At 58.5% G+C, this 17,526-nt stretch carries 16 protein-coding genes; 7 read left to right on the forward strand and 9 right to left on the reverse strand.

What is annotated here, in order from left to right; genetic code table 11:
- Window positions 1-21: 21 nt before the first annotated feature.
- From JGR68_RS05045 to JGR68_RS05065, 5 genes are all read right to left on the reverse strand, one after another.
- Window positions 22-528, reverse strand: coding sequence for an ankyrin repeat domain-containing protein (locus JGR68_RS05045; RefSeq protein WP_199361353.1), 507 nt, complete (start codon window positions 526-528; stop codon window positions 22-24).
- On the reverse strand, window positions 525-1,424 hold the full coding sequence (locus JGR68_RS05050) for an ankyrin repeat domain-containing protein (protein WP_199361355.1): 900 nt from the start codon (window positions 1,422-1,424) through the stop codon (window positions 525-527). The genes JGR68_RS05045 and JGR68_RS05050 overlap by 4 nt, the downstream gene beginning before the upstream one ends.
- 11 nt (window positions 1,425-1,435) lie before the next feature.
- The gene (locus JGR68_RS05055) at window positions 1,436-2,155 is read right to left on the reverse strand and encodes an ankyrin repeat domain-containing protein (protein WP_199361358.1); all 720 of its coding nucleotides are present in this window, start codon (window positions 2,153-2,155) and stop codon (window positions 1,436-1,438) included.
- A 523-nt stretch (window positions 2,156-2,678) separates the two neighbouring features.
- Entirely contained in the window at window positions 2,679-3,440 is a 762-nt protein-coding gene (locus JGR68_RS05060; protein WP_199361360.1) for a hypothetical protein, read from the reverse strand.
- 965 nt (window positions 3,441-4,405) lie between these two features.
- On the reverse strand, window positions 4,406-6,565 hold the full coding sequence (locus JGR68_RS05065) for an ankyrin repeat domain-containing protein (RefSeq protein ID WP_199361362.1): 2,160 nt from the start codon (window positions 6,563-6,565) through the stop codon (window positions 4,406-4,408).
- A gap of 148 nt (window positions 6,566-6,713) precedes the next feature.
- On the opposite strand from JGR68_RS05065, the gene JGR68_RS05070 reads away from it, so the two are divergent.
- The 3 genes from JGR68_RS05070 (at window position 6,714) to JGR68_RS05080 (ending at window position 8,670) form a co-directional block, all read left to right on the forward strand.
- Entirely contained in the window at window positions 6,714-7,442 is a 729-nt protein-coding gene (locus tag JGR68_RS05070) for a hypothetical protein (protein ID WP_199361364.1), read from the forward strand.
- 459 nt (window positions 7,443-7,901) lie between these two features.
- Window positions 7,902-8,099 (forward strand): hypothetical protein, encoded by a 198-nt coding sequence (locus JGR68_RS05075; protein WP_199361367.1) that lies wholly within the window; start codon window positions 7,902-7,904, stop codon window positions 8,097-8,099.
- A 178-nt stretch (window positions 8,100-8,277) separates the two neighbouring features.
- Window positions 8,278-8,670 carry an H-NS family nucleoid-associated regulatory protein gene (locus tag JGR68_RS05080; RefSeq protein WP_199361369.1) on the forward strand — a complete coding sequence of 131 codons (393 nt, stop codon included), beginning with the start codon at window positions 8,278-8,280 and terminating at the stop codon, window positions 8,668-8,670.
- Between the two features lie 33 nt (window positions 8,671-8,703).
- Here JGR68_RS05080 and JGR68_RS05085 read toward each other — a convergent pair whose 3' ends face one another.
- Window positions 8,704-9,921 carry an HNH endonuclease gene (locus tag JGR68_RS05085; protein WP_199361371.1) on the reverse strand — a complete coding sequence of 406 codons (1,218 nt, stop codon included), beginning with the start codon at window positions 9,919-9,921 and terminating at the stop codon, window positions 8,704-8,706.
- Window positions 9,922-9,991: 70 nt separating this feature from the next.
- Here JGR68_RS05085 and JGR68_RS05090 point away from each other — a divergent pair, with 70 nt between their 5' ends.
- Window positions 9,992-10,954 (forward strand): hypothetical protein, encoded by a 963-nt coding sequence (locus tag JGR68_RS05090; protein WP_199361373.1) that lies wholly within the window; start codon window positions 9,992-9,994, stop codon window positions 10,952-10,954.
- A gap of 129 nt (window positions 10,955-11,083) precedes the next feature.
- On the opposite strand, the gene JGR68_RS05095 is transcribed toward JGR68_RS05090, so the two are convergent.
- The 3 genes from JGR68_RS05095 to JGR68_RS05105 are packed head-to-tail and all read right to left on the reverse strand — an operon-like array spanning window position 11,084 to window position 14,452.
- Window positions 11,084-11,602 carry a hypothetical protein gene (locus JGR68_RS05095; RefSeq protein ID WP_199361376.1) on the reverse strand — a complete coding sequence of 173 codons (519 nt, stop codon included), beginning with the start codon at window positions 11,600-11,602 and terminating at the stop codon, window positions 11,084-11,086.
- Window positions 11,603-11,641: 39 nt separating this feature from the next.
- Window positions 11,642-13,876: a fimbria/pilus outer membrane usher protein gene (locus JGR68_RS05100; RefSeq protein WP_199361378.1), complete on the reverse strand. Its 2,235-nt coding sequence runs from the start codon at window positions 13,874-13,876 to the stop codon at window positions 11,642-11,644.
- Between the two features lie 3 nt (window positions 13,877-13,879).
- Window positions 13,880-14,452 carry a fimbria/pilus periplasmic chaperone gene (locus tag JGR68_RS05105; RefSeq protein WP_199361380.1) on the reverse strand — a complete coding sequence of 191 codons (573 nt, stop codon included), beginning with the start codon at window positions 14,450-14,452 and terminating at the stop codon, window positions 13,880-13,882.
- A gap of 228 nt (window positions 14,453-14,680) precedes the next feature.
- On the opposite strand from JGR68_RS05105, the gene JGR68_RS05110 reads away from it, so the two are divergent.
- Genes JGR68_RS05110 through JGR68_RS05120 form a run of 3 tightly spaced genes read left to right on the forward strand, consistent with a single transcriptional unit; the run spans window position 14,681 to window position 17,426 of the window.
- Entirely contained in the window at window positions 14,681-15,148 is a 468-nt protein-coding gene (locus JGR68_RS05110; protein WP_199361382.1) for a hypothetical protein, read from the forward strand.
- A 44-nt stretch (window positions 15,149-15,192) separates the two neighbouring features.
- Window positions 15,193-16,296 (forward strand): ankyrin repeat domain-containing protein, encoded by a 1,104-nt coding sequence (locus tag JGR68_RS05115; protein WP_199361384.1) that lies wholly within the window; start codon window positions 15,193-15,195, stop codon window positions 16,294-16,296.
- Window positions 16,296-17,426, forward strand: a complete 1,131-nt coding sequence (locus JGR68_RS05120; RefSeq protein ID WP_199361386.1) for an ankyrin repeat domain-containing protein — start codon at window positions 16,296-16,298, stop codon at window positions 17,424-17,426. The genes JGR68_RS05115 and JGR68_RS05120 overlap by 1 nt, the downstream gene beginning before the upstream one ends.
- Window positions 17,427-17,526: the final 100 nt, after the last annotated feature.

The raw sequence follows: 17,526 nt of genomic DNA on the forward strand, positions 1-17,526 counted from the left end.
CTGCCCCACCACTCGCAGTTTTTACATCATGAAGCTCGACCGCCTACGCTCCAGGGCCTGCTCCGGAGTGGCTAAGTCCTCCTCCGGCCGACCCTTCTCCGATAAGCGCTTGAGTTCCTGACGTCGGCCCGCCACTTCGATGAGCTGGCGAATTTCCTCGCCGATGCTCATGAAGTTCTGATGGGTGGTGGCTTTATCTGCGGCCGTTATGCCCGAGTGGCTACGCACACTGACATCGGCACCTGCCTCAATGAGCACCTGGCAAACGTCCTTGTGGTGGTTGAAAGCCGCAGGGTGGAGTGGGGTGCTTCCACTGGCATCTCGGGCATCGACATCGGCCCCGCGGTTGAGCAACAGAGCGCAGATATCGGCATACCCGTACTTGGCCGCACCATGCAAAGCGGTGTTGTGGCCTTCTTCTGTGTGAGCGTTGACGTCGGCTCCACCGTCGAGAAGTTCTCGGCAAAGCTCTGTGTCCCCACCGGCTGCGGCCCTGTACAGGGGCAGGGCGTCGTTGAAGTCTTTCACATCGACCTCCCATAGCGTGCTTGGCGTGCGGCTAAGGCTTGTTCTGGGGTGGCTAGGTTGTCGTCGGGACGAGAGATGCCAGCCAGCTTTTCCAGCGCCTGGACCCTCTTGTAAGACTCGAGGAAGGCGGCGACCTCAGCGGGTGGGTTGTAGTCAGCCGCCGTCTTGCCCCCGGCATCCTTGTGCGAAATATCGGCACCTGCCGCTACCAGTTCGCGGGCAACTTCAAGGTTTCGACCGGAGACAAACAAAGCGGTTTGTCCGTCGACGTCCTGGGCATGGACGTCCGCACCTGCTGATATGAGAACCCTGGCCTGGTCGCCGCTGTTGGCCACATGCAAAGCCGTCCTTCCAGTCGAAGTTCTGGCATTGACGTCCGCTCCCGCGTCTAGCAGGAGAGCAGAGACAGCCACACTCTTGGCCATGGATAGGGGTGTTTCGTCGTCGTCAGTGGCCGCGTTGACGTCAGCGCCGGCATCGATGAGCAACGTGGCTCGGTCTGCGTTGTGAGCCATGTGGAGGGGGGTCATGCCCTCATTGTCCCGACATGAGACGTCTGCGCCAGCTTCGATGAGCAGGCTGGTAAGCTCAGGGGATTGGGTCAGCAGAATGGGGAAACATCCATTTGAGTCGTATACGTTTACCTGGGCTCCCTGCTCCAATAGCCAGGCAGCGTACTCATCACGGTCTCCCAAAGAGACGGCGTATAAAAGGGCGGTTTCTCCGTCGCCATTGGTGCTCTCCAAGTCCAGATCGTAATCCAGTAGGACCTGTGCTATCGCCGGATCCCGGGCTGTGTGGAGAAGGGTGCCACCTTGGCTTATTTGTTCGTTGACCGTCCCGCCACCCCGAAGGAAGCTTTCCAACCCCTCGGGGTCTTGCTCATAGTCGAACACGCTGCGGCGGCTCACATCCCCCTCCCGTAGCGGGCTTGGCGTGCGGCCAGCGCTTGTTCTGGTGTGGCCAGGTCCTCTTGGGGACGCTGGGTGGCTGCGATCTGCGTCAGGGAATGCCGCTTTGCGGCGAGTTCAAGTATTTCAGCAGCAGCCCACGCGTAGGGCGACCGGGCGGGCGTGTTCCCGTGCAGATCCTTGTGCGTAGGGTCTGCTCCATGTTCAATCAGGCAATGGACAATTTCAGCCTTGTTGGCATAGAAGAGGGGCGTCGTCCCTGACACGTCGCGCGCATTGACGTCTGCACCTAACTCTATGACACGTTCGAGCACATACGGCTCCACTCCGACGCGAGCGAAGTGGTGGAGGACGGTCTGGCCGAGGTGAGTGGTACATCCATCAATATCCGCGCCACCGTCGAGAAGCACATTGATAGCCGACGACAAGTCAGCGGATACTACATCCTGACCTTCGAAATCGGCGGATCTTCTATCGTGCGCTTGCCCTATGTGGCCTAGTCCGTTCTGGCCATTAGCATTTTTGTGCGCCAGATCAAGGCCAGCTTCTTTCAGGTGTAATAGTTTGTCGGCGCTCTCTTTGGCATATAAGCTCGCGGTTATCAGCCAATTGTGCTTATCAAAGTCTTGGTCGTAGCCTGGTTGATTTGTAAGGCTCGCGCCTCCGTCTAGGAGGGCTTTGACTTGGTCAGCCGTGCCCTCGCGCGTGGCAAACATCAACGCGTTTCCATTGTCCTCATTAGGGTCCGCGCCGGCCTTTATAGCCTTGGCAATTTGAGCTGCTGAGCGTAGACGGGTTGGCCTCGTAAACGTCCAAAGGCTCGGAGAGGTGGCCATCACATCGACCTCCCATAGCGTGCTTGGCGTGCGGCTAAGGCTTGTTCTGGAGTGGCCAGGTCTTCGGGGGGTCTGGCAGCGGCTGATATCTGTTGGAGTTTCTCCCGCCTCTCCTCTGCCGGCTTGACGGCCACTCTGACTACGGCATCCCGAGCCTTCTCCTTATCGAAAGACGCACCACTTCGCTGGCCCACCGCATCCCAAGCCATTGGGTCAGCAGCCAAGTGCTCCAGCGTTTCCATAACCAGCTCCTTGGGAGCTTTGGTGGTGTCCAACCAGATATTCGTGCTGTTTTGGAGCTTTCCACTGCGTAGTTCCGAACGAACAGATGCATGCGACGTTGTGTGGGTAATCATCCCAACGGCTACTGACGCCTGGTCGAGTTGTTCCTCGCTGTAAGACATCACATCGACCTCCCGTAGCGTGCTTGACGTGCGGCTAGGGCTTGTTCTGGGGTGGCTAGGTCTTCATCGCTCCCAGTAGCCCGAGTGCTCTTCTTGTTGCCCTGTTCCAGGACTACACGGGTGTTTTCCTTGAACACCTGGCGCAGATCCTCACTGTCTGCCCCTCGGATAGCGACGGGAGCCGATCCGCTGTCGTCAGCAAGCCAATAGGGTGCCTGAATGAAATCAGTTCCCCTGGCCTGGTCGTGCTCTTTCCACTGAGCCTGCTCAGAAATGATGTCCTCCTGATTGTGCAGGTATACCCCTTCGCTGACCTGTACCGATCCCTTCCTGTCCGCCTGTCCTATTGCGTCCAGCGCAGCTTGATCCAGGCTCTTGCCCAGCGCGGCCACGGTCTGGATTTGATCGATAGCCGGAGTAAATTCTTTCGTGGATCCGTCGGGGGCAAGCACGCCAGTGTCGTAGCGGACGTCTCCCTGGACATGTCCCGGCAACTCTTCGAGCATTGCGGCCAGCGTCTTGCCGTAGCCGGAGCGTGGGCCTTGGTTCGCCGAGTCCACCTCCCAGGTCTCGATGACCTCGATGAGCGGGTTGCCAATAATCCTGCGGCCTTCCAGCGAGTCGACCATATCGTTGTCGACCTTCACGGTGGATAGGTTGACGTAATTGCCCCACTTGCGACCACCACTGGACGCTGTGGTTTCAATGACTGCGTATGTGTTGTTCTCGTCTGCGATTGCCTGGTGTAGTTTGCGTGCCATTTCCATATCCTTTTATTGAGTCATTTGACTCAAGATAAGGCGTGATGGTAATCCGTCAATTGACTCAGGATGAAATAGTTGGACGCGCCTTCGATATTGCGTAAGTTGAGGCAATTTCGTTGATATCTATGTATCCCGGCTCATGTAGCAGAGCTTGCGTGGGCTTGGATGGGGGGTGATTCTGCTTAGAAAGTAAGAGGAGGAAGAGGGGCGAACCTCATCCCCCAAAGCCTCCACAGGCACGAAAACGAAGGAAGACCCCTCGTCGAAACCGTCGCTCTCGTTGACCTGACGCTCAAATCAACCAACGAGCCTAGATTTTCCATCTTACCGAGAGGCCGGACTAGGAACCGGCCTCTTTTTGATACTAGCTGGCACCGCTGCTTTGGCAACCCTATAACAGGCACGATCGTGCCGGTCAGCTTGTACTCTGTCGGCTCTGCGGCCACGTTCGCAGAACTCAAAATACGACCAGCATGCGCTGACCTTCACTAACGCCCATCTCCTCAACCTCGATGCGGATCGGCTCTTTGCTAACGCGGTGGGGTGCCCGGCCGTTGCAGTAAACCGATGGTTGTCCTTCGACCCTTTCGAAGCGGCAAACTCGCAGAAATTGGCTTTGGCAATCCTTGCTCGCAGGTGTGAAGCGTCTAAGTATTTCTATCCCACGTGGTAATAATCGCAGTGCCAACACAGATAGGCTGTGGTGTAGTCCTCCCTCCCACTGGCCGGGTGTATCGCGGCATTTCGTGAGTCGATATCCCCTAGGGCTAACTCGCGGGTGTCGTATTTCCTCTTCCAGCAGCGGGGGTCTGAATTCCGACCAGTCGACAGGTGGAAGCCTTGGCACTTCTGGCAAAACACTGAACCCATATACGGCTTTCCGTCGGTCATCGCTTCATTGCGCCGTATCCTGGCTTTGTCAGCTCTTTGGCGGGTGGGGTAGGACATCTCCTTGCAGCGCTTCACCGTCCTGCTCCCCGCACGTTCCTCCGCGTCGGGGCCAAGGTTTCAGCTTCGAGTCCTGGGCTTGCCTGACCTTGCCGCTGGAACTGGGCCAGCACCATTGCTCGCTGCTGTTCGGCAATTTCCAGGGTCATGGCTGAGCGGTCCGCCTGATATCGCAGGTTCGGCGACGACACTCGTTTGGCGTAGTCCTGAGCCAAATCCACCGCCTTCTCTCCCTCGCCATTGCGCAGGGAGGGGTTTGCCCCGTGTCTGAGTAGCTCGCCCACGGTCCGGTCAACACCCTTGGCGGCTGCCAGGTGGATAGCTGCGTTGCCGTTGTTGTCCTGCCCGTCGATGCTCGAATGGGGTGCCAGCAAGGCCACGACCTGGGCCTGGTCGGTCTGGGACTTGGCAGTCCTCGCCGACGTGGCGCAGGCGATATGGAGTGCCGACTGCCCCTCCGCGTTAGTCAGGGTGGCGTCGGCATTTCGTGCGATGAGCTTTTGCACCAGTTGGAGGTTGCGATCCCCCGCAGCCACATGAAGAGCCGTGTTGCCTTCCTCGTCGCGGGCGTTGACGTCGCGACTCAAAGCCAGCTGGACCACCATGCGATCGGAGTCCTGCGCCTGCTTGTCGGCGATGTGCCTGCGCAGCTGCTCCGTTCGGTCGAAGTCCAGTGGCGGCGGTGGAGTCAGCACTTGCCCCTTGTCGTGTTTGAGGCCCAACGCCGTTGTCCGCAGATCCCGCTCCAATCCTGTGCCCTTGATGCCCTCGGCATTGGCCAGGCGGTTCAAGTGCGGCACTGCTTTTTTCAGTTCCGGCAGGATCTGGGGGTAGTGCTTTGCCAGGCCATCCAATGCTGCCTGGGCCAGGGGGATGATGGTCTCCCGCCCTGATTTCTCGCCCATGGATTTGAGCGCCTTCTGCCAGTCCACGTTCGACAGCGCATAGACAGCCGCTACCGCCTGCTTGGCGTGGGCTTTCGGGTCCATGTCTCGCAGCTCATCCGGACGCAGCGCCTGGCCGTGGGTCGTCTTGCCCGCGCCAATTGCGTAGTGGGCGGTGGCAAGAACCGCATCCCCAACACCGACCTGGGACCGGATGTAGGGGTCGTCCAGCTGGGCATACAACGCCAGACGGTTGATGTTCTCCTGAGCTTTGGGTGTGATGCCCATGGCCTCAGCCCTGCGCTCGGACACGATGGCCGGGGCGTAGTAGGCCGTCGAGGCCAGCCGATGATCTCCGCTTTCAAAAGGGGGAGCGCCGATAGCCATGCCATTGAGAACGCCTCCCACATGTCGCGTCATCTGGTCGCCCTGCCGGCGACTGTCCTCTGACGTGGAGGAAAATCCGATATGCCAGGCCTTGGGGTCTTCGGCATCGGGCATAAAGACGTCAATCCGACCCCCGGCTTCCGTGGCCCCTTTTCCATCCATGGAGAACGTCGGCACACCACTGGCATATGCGATTGGCGTGGGCTCGTCTTCGTTGTACAGCCTGGCCTTGTCCACGCGCATGGCGTCGGGAACGATTTCCTTCCACCGGGCATCTAACGCCGACTTGACCTCGTGGGAGTCGACCCTCTCTCCCTCTCGCATACGGTTGAAGACGTCGCGAAGCAGGGCAGCATTGGGGGTTTGCTGCTCATCGTCCTTGCGAGGCCCCAGGTCCTTCTGGGCGTGCCCCGAACGGATGTACACATCCATCCATCCAATGGCCTCGCCCTTCACGGTCTTGGCCAGGCCATTCTCCGAGGAGTGGATCCAGTCCAGCAAAGGCGCCATTGAGTCGCCTTCCCAGCCCTTGTTCGACGCGGCCGAGCGCACCAGCGCTGTCCGAGTGCCCGGATCGGCCAGGTGGCGCTCATGGGCTTTTTCCAGCCTTGCGGTGGTCGCCTCGCTTTCAGGTACCGAGGCCACGGCGGCCGCGGAGTTGCGCATGAACTCGTCGCGGTCCTCGAAGACCTTCGACACCATCTGCGCACCGGCATAGGACATGCCGATATCCGCACGAAGACGCTCCTCAAACGCCTTGGCGCTGGGCAGCTCATCCCGCAAGTCGTCCAGCGCCCTACAAGCGGCCCAGGCGGAGGAGGCCGCCCGGTCCTTGTCAAAGTCGGCGCGGCTAAGAAGTGTTGCTGCGTGCTGGACAACTGCTTTGGGTGTGCGCTTGGCCATGGACTCGGAAGTAGTTCAACTACAACCAAGTTCGCAGAACATCGCACTTTGGCAACCGCGGTAGTGCCGAAACACTCGCAGAAACAGAAATGCCCGCATCCCTTTGCGGGGCTCGTGTGCTAAGTTTTCCAGAACACAGGGGGGATGTATGTCCGAACACGTTCCAGACGGCAAAACGCAGGTCAAGCTGGCAGAAGTCCGCTGGCGCCACCGCACCAACGATATCCTTCGGCGCAGCGGCAATCTGGCGTCTGATGACTTGGCCCTGCAGCTGTTGGAAGAGCAGGAACAAAGTACTATCCGGGCCTTGTACAAGACCGCAGGGAAGCGTATCGGTGTCGCTTATCTGAAGGCCAATGAGCTGCTGCTCAAAAAGCAGGCAGTAATGGCTACGATCAGTGAAGCATGCGCCACTTGGGAAGCTCGTGGACAGGCCGGATGGGTAGAGGCATCCACTCAGCGGATAAAGGAGAAGGTAAGCCAGCTAGGTGTGGACTATGCCTATATCGGGAAGCTGAGGGCTTGGGCAAGTGATCTGACCCACGCGTCAAATCACACGACCCAAGACACATCGATGTACGTCCAGCCGGTCGATGAGTCCATGACCCAAGCGCAGAAGGATCGGGTTATGAGGGAGGCCTATATTTCCTCCAACAACGGCGAGTCGCTATTGGTGAGGTTGGCGTTGGAGTACGAAGCAGCCAAGCAGGTACTGGGTACGTTCAACGAACTGTTCGCACCAGAACATCAAGCGGGGTTCGACGAGTGGAAAACATTAGCGCTGACCCGGCACGAGCAGGCGTTGAGCGAAGATGAGCAGCGGCTGGAAAAGAACGCCGACTACATCATCGATTTCATCAACTATCGTCAGCCTTAGGCCGTCCGCTTGTGCTGGCTGGTCAAATGCCAAGCCTGGCAGCGGGGGCAGCGATAGGAATTCCTCAGCTGCTTGTGCAACCCCTTTGAATTGATCTGGCTCATATGCCCTTGGGCATCTGCCTTGCTGGCATAAGATACCTTGCGGCAACCAACCGAGCCCGAACGCAATTTCGCCTCACCGCGGCGGTCTGCCAGCTCATTCCGGCGCTTGGAGCACACCCCCCGCCTGCGATAGATCTTCTCGAAGATAACTTCTTCTGAGCTTGCCATATACATAACTGTATCCCGTGGATGTTTTTCTCATCCTCTCGGGGGATATGGATTTGGCAACCCTAAGTTCGCTGGCTGGTTCGCAGTTTTATACTGTATTGAACTTTTATCGTGGAAATTTGTGCAGTCAGGCTAAATAGATATAGGAAAGCAAACAGCCTTCCGTGTTCAACTAAAGGAGAAACTTATGAACATCGATATCTACCAGCAAGACCGCACCAACTTCATCGCCGTACCCCACCGCCACGACCTGCCAGCAGGCTGGGATAGAGCGCAGTACTTCAAGACCATCGACCTGCTTCCCGGTGAGATCCGCATCGGGATGGTGGGGGACGCCGTCGCCATACTCGAGCAGCTTGAACAACAGGGCTGGTCGCTGGTGTAGCGTTGGCTTGGCTCAGGACTCAGGCTTCGGGGGTGGTCTTCACCCCCGGGCTTGGCCTCAACAATGTCTCCCTGCCAGCTTATATATCCCAATCGCTCGATTTGTCTGGTATAACAGCCGGACATTCACAGGGAGATCCAAAGTGGCTTATCGGTCATCTAAGGCAATTGAAGCTGAAATGCGTCGCCTCGAGGCCCTCAAGGGCTTGCTGGACAAGCGCGACGATGAAGTCCCGTCTGCAATCGAAATCCTGGCCAAGTACCAGTCCGTGATGTCCGACGTCCAGAGGCGTCGAATTGCCAAGATCATCGGTACCACCTCCGATGCCGCGGCCGACGCCGCCCCGGTGGCCCGGAAGGCTACGAAGAAGTCCGCCAAGAAGGCCGCGAAGAAGGCTGGCTCGAAGGCCAAGGTGCCGGCCAAGTTCCGGCTGGACAGTGGTGAGGAGTGGTCTGGTCGGGGGCATCCCACCCGCGAGTTCAGGCAGTGGGCCGAAAGTGAGAAAGGCAAGGCGTGGCGGGAGGCTAACCCTGGCCAGAAGTTCCCGCTGATTGAGGATGCGGCCGGCTGAAACCAAGTCGCAGGGTAGGGCGCTTCGGCGCCCTTATCTTTGTTTGTCCTTGGCCAACTGAGCCTGCGCGGCCAAGTGGGCTGGATTGGGGTGCTGTTCCTTTTTTGAGGGGAGCCTCAGTGTCTTGCCTTCTAACGCCTCGTACTCCGTGCCACGTAGTACATCGGAGATAGCAATTCGGAGTTGTTCGCAGATCCACAACAAACCCAGGTCGAACAGGGTGTGGATATCAGATCTGAGCAGAATGCCATTGTCGATACGATGGGTGTGTTCGCCACGGTAGGGCACGATATGCGCAGCCTCCAGCACCGCCACAGCTGTACAGCCGGTGATTGCGCAGCGTGAGCCGTACGCATCAAGAATTTGCGCCCGGAATGCACCTTGTCCCTGTCTTTGGGCAATTGCGGTCAATGTCCATACGCGGGCGTCGTGATCCGACGATACCGGCGGAAGATGTTCAAAAGCCTCTTCCTGGGCTTGTGCTTCTGCCAGCGCGAGCTCTGAAGTCGGGAGCTGGTAGGCCTCCCATTTTCCGTCGACGCCGGGTCGAAGATCCCAGTGTCCGTGGGTGGCAGCTCGAAATGGTTCGTAAGTCGTTGCCTTATTCTTGCCACGACGAAAAAGTCTGTCGCGGGGGTGGCCGGAGTCAGTTCGCCAGCTCTTTCGGCTCCTGTCGTAGTGCCGGCGATTGATATCGTTGACAGTCAGGTGGGCCAGGTTTTCCGCAATGTCTGCGCGGCTGTCGCCAGGGTAGTGTTGGGCAAGCCATGCCTTGATGTGTGCTGTTGTCGTTGGCGACGGTAGAGCTTCTACCGCCTCAGCAAGATGCCAGTACTTCGCGCCTGTCTTGGCGTAGCGACTGAGGGGGGCTTGCCCCGTTCGCTCAAAGGCGATCTCGAGTTCGTTCTCCTCCAAGCGGACCACCCAGCCGACGAGCGAAAAATTAGGCTCAAAGTCGTTTTCCGTACGGGATGCGTTCCCCTCATACACCTGGGTAGCGTCCTCAGCCGTTGCCACCACCACCCTGATCGGAAGACCCTCTTCCATGGCCAGACGCAGGTGGCGGTACAGAACTGACTTGCCTCCGCGCCACTGAGCAGTGCCGCTCTCATACTTGGTCATGTCCTCATTGAAGGCATGACTCCACAAGCTGACGACCACCTGCCGTGGCTGGTCAGACACCGCGGACACTTCCCACGCGGGATGGGCAAGATGGGCCCCGAACTCTCGAAACGCTTCTGTGATACGCATGTTCCCCCCTAAGCCCGAGTATGGCCCAAGTCTGGCGCCCAGAACCACCTGACGGGAGAAGGAAGATCCTATGCATGAGATGGAAGAGAGGTTTCACAGGTTTGCCTTGAAGGTACCGGGCGCTGAGTCAGTCGACGACATGACCTTGGGCGCTGAGGGCAGGCGTGCGGACTACCTGTGGCGGGGCCGGTCAGTAGTCGTCGAGTTGAAGGTGTTGCGTGGCGACCCTCAGCTGAAAGTCGATCGACTGTTTGAAGAGTGGGGCAAGAGGGACGATTTCCCAGTCGTGTTCGGGTCAGTTCTCGCCACCAAGGTTCTACAGCACCTGCCAGATGGGAATGACCTTCTGCTCAAACTCCATCAAACGGTGATGCGGGCAGTGGAGGATGACTTCCGCGCCGCCAGGAGACAGATCAAAAACACCAAGAAGCTGCTGGGGTTGGATGACCCTATGGGTATCCTCGTGTTGATGAACCCTGACATTGAGGGCTTTGACCCTCTTGATCTCGTACCTGCCATCAGTGTGCTGATCGAGAAGCGTCAGGAGAGCGGTTGGGCGATCGATGCCGTGTGGTTTCTCTCGGAAGCTCATTTCATGAGTGGCGCCCAACCTTGCCTGTTCATCGAGAGCAGCAAGATAGACAGATTTGCTTGGGCTGAAGACTTCTCCACTCTCCTCCAGAAAATGTGGGCCGACTTCAACAACAGTCCCTTGATAACGGCGGACGAGAGCGCACTGAAAACGCTAAAGGTCGAGCGGGCATCCGAGAGGCAGCCACGGCTGCTTTCGCTGGGTGAGTACCGGAAGGCTAAGTATCGAGCCAATCCCTACCTATCGGGCTTAGATGATGCAGCCCTGAGGAAGTTCGGTCGAGAGGCTATAGAAAAACACATGGAGTACTTCCTCGTCGACGGACCACATCCCCGAGGAACGACCCCACCCGAACATGTATCTCAGACCTTGGCTGACTTCAAGGAAGAGGCGGCAAACCGCGGGCTGGACATGAGGGATACGTCAGCCGAGCAAACCTAGCGCGAACTAGCCCATGCAACGAAGAACCCCCGGATTTCTCCGGGGGTTCACCAGGGTTCGATCCTTCCGATTTCCTCTCCACCTGGCAAGAGTTGACCGTGGCATCGCTGCCGATGGGTGAATCTTCGCTTACAGCGCGGTCAGTGAGAACATGATGGTTCCGGTGTAGGTACCGACGGCGGGCAAGTACCCGCTATCAGGGTTGAAGCTCAACCCGTAGTCAAAGTACTGGTACTCACCGGTTCCAACGCCAGGTACGGCCAGGGACGAGTCCCAGATGTCCACACCCAGATCACCAGCGGTCAACTCCACCGCCATGGACTGGACGCCGTTGGTGATGTTGAAACGACCAGCCGCATCGGTAGTGGGAGTGGTGATGTTGAAAGCCTGGTCCAGGTTGCAGCGAACCATCATCTGTTGATAAACGTTGGAGCCAGTCTGTCCGACTGCGAAGGTAACGTCGGTGTCCTGGACTTGAACGATTTCGCATTGCTGGGGTACGGTTGCCGACACGTTGGCCGTAACGTCGTTTGCGAAAGCGGAAGGGGCGGCAACCATGGCGATTGCAAGAGCGAGGGGGGAAAGAACGTTTTTCATGTGAGAGGATAATCCAAGTTGAGGGAAGTTGATCTGGGTATAAGTGCCCATGTGGTGATCAAATTCATTCAAACAGCTTTGGCATATTCGTCAAGGCTGGCACGAAACCACTCCGCCTTGCCCTGGTAGTACCAGTTCGCATATCTGCTCACCTGATCGCAAGGTTGCGTGAGTGGCTGGCTGCTCCAATACCAAAACACCTCGGTCCCCCAAGTAGAAGACCTCCCCGCTGTCGCTTTCAACGATGGCATTCTGGGGCGCATAGGTGTCGCCCAAGCGCACCTCAAATTGGCGCAATGAATAGGTCTGGGCTGGGAAAACCGCCTTCGCGCCTCCGCGGCGTGGTGCTACTACCTGCTTCTGGGTGTCCTCCAACTGGATATCGTGTGCCAGCGACTCCTCATCCAGCAGCACGTTCACCGATGTCAGCGATCCAGTATTTGCCAGCAGTGCGTAGCCGTTCTTGTTCGTTTTCACCGGTGTGGGGTGGTTGGCCCGGATGCCCACACCCTCTTGCCCTGGAACTTCCACGAGCACGAAAGAGCCTGAAGGCCTGGAATACCCGTGGCCGTTGATGACGCCACCTTCTCCGATCCAAGCACTGTTTCGATACCGCCCGTTGACCATGAGCTCCCCGTCAAGGGGCTTGCGCACGTCGACAGTCAGTTCGCCCCCGGCCAGCTCGGTCAAGACACTTCCATACACTTCCTCTCGGCTGCCGGCAGACGCTGCCACCTGATAGCGAATGTCCCGGCCCTGATACGTGGCCACGCCTGTGGTGGAGGCATCCAGCCTTGGCCCAACGTTAGGCGCACTCCGAGCAGTGAAAGCCGTGCTGCCCCGACGGTCGTTCTCCCAACGTACGCCGACGAACGCCTGGGTGTCGCCAGCGGTCAGGTCATGGGATACGCCAGCCAACCATGTGGCCCGGTCTCCGCGATAAGTGGCCTGGGCCATGACCTGCCTGAGCCGTCGATCCTCTCCGTAGCGAATGTCGGAGTAGCCCACCGATCCAGACCACGGTGAGCCGGAGGGGTGGAAGGCCAGCGTCGCCCGAGACTGCTGGCTGACGTCGAAGTTGCGCGGCCGCATATCGGCAATTTCCCAGTAGTCCTCGGACTTGCGCTGGTGGGACGCTGACACCGACCAGTTGGGGGACTTGCGCTCATACCCCACACGGAAGGCAGAGCCCGACTCGCCTGTATCTGTCTGGCTTCGCGAGACATCCGCCTGGAGCAGGCCCGCTCCACCCAGGGAAATGGTGTTGTGGACAGTGAGGTTGCGCCCACCTCCATGGGGGCCGTCGCCGGCTTGAACCGTGGCACCCATCGTCCAGGTATCTGTCAGGCCGCGCCTGCCGGAGGCATGAAGCGCAGTACCTTCATAGCGGTCAGTGTTGCCCGAGCGCACCGCACCCGCTGACACTCCCCATTCCTTGTCTTGGCGACCAAGCAGGTCAGGGTGGGTGTAGAACTGGTGGGAGATCCGCTGCTGGCGCCCGAAGGCATCGCTTTGGACGATATCCAAGTTGTTCAAGCCTGGGATGGCCACGGTCGGGGCCAAGTCATAAGGTCCTGGCTCGAGCTCCCCGCGTGCGCGCCGCTGCTCGTCGACGTACACCTCAGCCGTCGAACGCGTATCGGCCAGCCCACCAATCAGGGGCACGGCCAGCCCCCCGTTTTGCGCCAGATGCCGATCGGTACCAGCGCGCACGCCCAGCAGATTGACGGGCCCATTCAACGAGTTGGCCGGGGTGAATACATCACCCAGTTGCACTGTCGTTCCTGAGTTGAGGTTGTCCCGCTGCCAAGTCGTCAGCCCGCGGCGGTACTCGCCTTGGCCGTCGACCCAGTTCGCCTGGCCCGTGGTGGTCAGAACGCCACCACCGAACTGGGTGCGGGCCACATGGCCCACAGAGACCCTCCGGTCGTTCCCCACGCTTGCCACGGCGACGTCGTAATCCAGGAGCACCCCGCGAGGGGCGGGGGAGACCTCTGTCGGCACGGCGCGTCGGCGACCCAGCGTCTGTCGAGGCAACATGGCCGGGGGCAGGGTCAACAACACCGCCTGCTGGGACGTGTCGAACTCCACTGCCACACCCAATTCTTGGGCCGAAATGCTCTCCTGTCCCTGCATCTGACTGGGCACGATCGCCCCAAGATCCGTCCATTCCGCCGAGGAAAACGCGATTGCGGACGGGTCCAGTAGTCGTGGCTCGCCATTGACCTCCTTGCCATTGACGATGAGCGCCACGAGGGTTTCTTCGGCATGAACCGAGCCCGGGGCAGCCAACGCCAGCGCAACAGCCAGAACGAGCCGTTTCACGACTCAGTCCAGAGTCAACGTCTGATCGGTCTTGCCCAGCTTGAAGCGAACCGTTGGAGCGGCTTGCTTCATTGGAAGCAAGACACGCTCACCTGGCAGCAGTAGCAATACAGGGGGCTGCGGGTTGTCGCCGAACACCAAGTCCGAGATCCGCGCTGCGGCAGTCCCCGTGTTGCGTAGCGTCAGCTGGCCTGCTTGGTAGTCAGCGGAAAGCTTCGAGGCAGCGCCTGGGGGAGTGAACGCCCAAGGCAGCAAAAACTCAGGCTCAATATCAACCTGCATGCCCTCGATAGCTTCCCCGCTCTTCACACCCGACTCGCGGACGGTGATCAGGTAGACCAACTCACCCGAGGCAGAAGGCGAATTGCGCTTCCAGCGTACGGCTTGCGTCTTGCCTGGCTCCAACTGAACCAGGGAGGGGTAAAAGGTGATGTCGCTGTTTGGTGTACGGACCTTTTCGCCGTTGGCATCGGCCGCCCAGGTGTCCACCAGGATCTGATATCTCTTGGCCGATGTGGTGTTGTTCTCCACCCGCAGCACGCCCGTGGTCGCCGACGCGTCCAGGTACTGGGCCATTGGAGTCAGCCTCATAGCTGAGGCGGGAAGAGAAATTAAAAGAGCTAGAACAAATACAATAAGTTTCATGGCCGCAGGAAAAAGGAAGGTTCACCATCCAAGCAGGAAATATGGATTTGGCAACCTTCTGGCTTGCGATATATAACGCAGAACAAGAACAACAAGACTTGCGAATGAAAACGAGCTAAAAGCTATTGCCAAAACCACAAGAGCGACTACGATGTGGATATGGATCAACACATCGAAATCTTCCGGAAAATGCTGGCCATCAGCACTTTGATGGGTGTGAGTTTGCCGCTGGTCGACGACTCCTCTCCGTCCTTCAAGCTGCTCGACGCAACTGGGGTGCTTCCGCACCTGACAGGACGGGTATTGGATGAGAAGCGCGCAAAGGCATTGTCGGCCGACGGCCACACGAGTGGGTCGGATTTCCTCCAAGGCAGCTCCGGGTATTATCTGAAAGCCGATATCATCGGGCGCACGGGATCAGGGCGGGTGTGCCGGGCTCTCGTATCAAGGGTCCAGCAGCTTGACCCAGATGTCGGCTCCGCGTGTCGGGCAGCACTACTGACCGATGGCAAGGACGGCATGTTCGAAGTGCTTCAAAGCACGGTGCGCCGAGCTGATCTGAATTCCCTGGCCCAGCAGCAAGTTCACTTGCCGGCTCAACCTCGCAGCTATGGGAGGGCGATGTGAGCACGCCGAAAGAACTCATAGCGGCCCACCCGCATCTGACCCCCATGGGCGGCAAAGCCGACAGTCTCACGCTCGCCGCAAAGAACCTGCGTGCCGAGCTCAAACATGTCGGCATCACGGCTTCGGTGAAGACGAGCCGTTTTGCCGGCGGCAATTCCATTGATGTGAAAGTTCTAGATCAAGAGAAGGTCGATCAGGTCGGCAAACTCGCGCATAAGTATCGGGTGGATGACTACTCATACACGCCGTGGACGAAGACTTTCGGCGGTTCAAGATTCACCGGGGCAGACCTGGCCCAGGGCGAGGACCGCGAAAAGCTTTTGGGTACATACAAGGCCCCGCCTAAAAAGGAGATGCCCCTGGCCGAAAAGCATCTGAGGTTCATGACAGGAATTCAGCGAGGCACTGTCAGCACGGTTTCCCGGTATGTGGAGGATTTCAAGGGAGACGATGAGAAGATGGGTCGAGCCTGGTGGGCCGCTACTCAGAATGTAAACAAATCCGGTTCTGGCCAAGGCGTCTTGGGCGTCTTGGTTCAAAAAGGTGGTTTTGACCCCAACGAGCCCACGGGAGTAACCGATACTTCTGCTCTACATCTGGTGGTCAGAACTCCCGACGTGGCAAAGATCCTGCTTGATGCTGGCGCCGACCCCAATGCGGTGGCAGGAATGGGTCGTACCCCGCTCCACTTCGCTGCCCAGCGTGGAAATTCACAGACGGTTGAGTACTTACTCCAAGCCGGCGCGAACCCAAACGCCCGCGATCATCAGGGGCACACGGCATTGATAGAGTGCATGCTTGATATGAGAAGGACTGGGGCAGACAACGACCGGATCGTGAGCTCATTGCTTGATGCCGGAGCTGACCCCAATATTCAGCAAAAGGAGGGTAGGACAGCTCTGTTCCTGGCCAGCTCACCCGAAATTGCCCAGGCGCTCGTTGCAGCAGGTGGGGATCCCACAATCAAGGACAACTCAGGGCAAAGAGCAGATAACTGCCCTTCCGTTCCCCACGAAGTCAAAGCTGTATATCGCCAAGAGTTGTTAGCTAAGGTGGCCAAAGCCTCACGCAACGCCGATGCCGCAGACCTGGCCACACCCGAGGATGCCTTGGCTACCAGGCAAGCAAAGTATGGGAGGGCGATGTGATGAGCAAAGCATCTGTCTGGAACACTCGTACCTGGTACTCCGACACTGCCTATGGAGATGACGACGGCGAGCGGTCAGCCCGCGAGCTCAAATCCCCCAAGTACCTCCGAGAGGCTCTGGCTGCCGGCGCTGACCCCAATGAGCACGATGCGCTCCTGACAGCGGCTGAGAAGGGAACTGCCACGCAACTCAAAGCGCTGATCAAAGCTGGCGCAGACTTGGAAAGAACCAATGACGAGGGCCTGACTGCGCTCCACATCAGTGTGGACCGTCAGGATCAAGACAAGTTCGATGCCCTGATCAAAGCAGGTGCCAACGTTGACGCCAAGGTCCCGGCCACGGTTCAAGTCCACGAATTCTCGGATCCTGAAATCAGTGAAACCGATGAGCCTGGCCACACCCCAGCCATGAGGGCGGCCCGAGTAGGTAATCTTGGGATGCTCAGCACACTCAAAGGCAAGGGTGCCGCGATGGAGGGAGTGCTCCACGCTGCTGTCGTGGGGGATATCGAGTCTTTGGAACGCAGAGAGTACGGCCACCTGCTGCGGGAAAATGATCAAGATAGGGGATATCTCGCGCTCGGTCTCATCGAGGCTGGCATAGATCCAAACGAGCGCACAGACATTCCCTTCCGTATCCAACCAAATCCCCTCAACAGAGGTAAGAAATTCGAGGCGGATCAATCAACCCCGCTTCACTTGGCGGCTTTTGCTGGCAAGGGTGAGTTGATCGAAGCTCTCTTAGCCAGCGGGGCGGATGTTGAAGCCGTAGATGGTCAGGGCCGTACGGCATTGCTTGTGTCCGAAGAGTACGAGGCGTTCGAGGTATTGATTGGTGCGAAGGCCAACCTCAAAGCCCGGGATGTCGATGGCAATTCTGTGCTCCACCACCACTGGCGTGAGGAGACAGCGGCGTTATTGATCGAAGCCGGAGCCGATGTGTTGGCCAAAAACGGCTGGGGCGAGCTACCGGGGGACGGTTTTGAACATCCCTCACGCGGTCTTATTCGCACAGCGCAGAAGAAAGCTCAGCTGGAAAATATCGCCAAGCAGAACAGGATCGATGAAGACCTGGCCACGCCAGAACAAGCTCTAGCCGCACGCCAAGCACGCTACGGCAGGGCAATGTAGCCTTCTTTTATCCCCAATTATCCCGGACAAGATATTCTATCCGCTATCGCGACATCGCCTGTCTGCCCTGCGATGTGGCTCTTATCTCCAAGGTTGCCAA

The sequence above is a fragment of the Luteimonas sp. MC1750 genome (genome assembly GCF_016615955.1).
Lineage (GTDB): Bacteria > Pseudomonadota > Gammaproteobacteria > Xanthomonadales > Xanthomonadaceae > Luteimonas.

What these genes read in the sequence shown, in the direction of transcription:
- JGR68_RS05065 (WP_199361362.1), bottom strand. Translation starts at nt 6,565, where the DNA reads ATGGCCAAGCGCACACCCAAAGCAGTTGTCCAGCACGCAGCAACACTT.
- JGR68_RS05085 (WP_199361371.1), bottom strand. Translation starts at nt 9,921, where the DNA reads ATGCGTATCACAGAAGCGTTTCGAGAGTTCGGGGCCCATCTTGCCCAT.
- JGR68_RS05090 (WP_199361373.1), top strand. Translation starts at nt 9,992, where the DNA reads ATGCATGAGATGGAAGAGAGGTTTCACAGGTTTGCCTTGAAGGTACCG.
- JGR68_RS05080 (WP_199361369.1), top strand. Translation starts at nt 8,278, where the DNA reads ATGCGTCGCCTCGAGGCCCTCAAGGGCTTGCTGGACAAGCGCGACGAT.
- JGR68_RS05110 (WP_199361382.1), top strand. Translation starts at nt 14,681, where the DNA reads ATGGATCAACACATCGAAATCTTCCGGAAAATGCTGGCCATCAGCACT.
- JGR68_RS05075 (WP_199361367.1), top strand. Translation starts at nt 7,902, where the DNA reads ATGAACATCGATATCTACCAGCAAGACCGCACCAACTTCATCGCCGTA.
- JGR68_RS05105 (WP_199361380.1), bottom strand. Translation starts at nt 14,452, where the DNA reads ATGGCCCAGTACCTGGACGCGTCGGCGACCACGGGCGTGCTGCGGGTG.
- JGR68_RS05095 (WP_199361376.1), bottom strand. Translation starts at nt 11,602, where the DNA reads ATGGGCACTTATACCCAGATCAACTTCCCTCAACTTGGATTATCCTCT.
- JGR68_RS05120 (WP_199361386.1), top strand. Translation starts at nt 16,296, where the DNA reads ATGAGCAAAGCATCTGTCTGGAACACTCGTACCTGGTACTCCGACACT.
- JGR68_RS05115 (WP_199361384.1), top strand. Translation starts at nt 15,193, where the DNA reads ATGGGCGGCAAAGCCGACAGTCTCACGCTCGCCGCAAAGAACCTGCGT.
- JGR68_RS05055 (WP_199361358.1), bottom strand. Translation starts at nt 2,155, where the DNA reads ATGTTTGCCACGCGCGAGGGCACGGCTGACCAAGTCAAAGCCCTCCTA.
- JGR68_RS05060 (WP_199361360.1), bottom strand. Translation starts at nt 3,440, where the DNA reads ATGGCACGCAAACTACACCAGGCAATCGCAGACGAGAACAACACATAC.
- JGR68_RS05070 (WP_199361364.1), top strand. Translation starts at nt 6,714, where the DNA reads ATGTCCGAACACGTTCCAGACGGCAAAACGCAGGTCAAGCTGGCAGAA.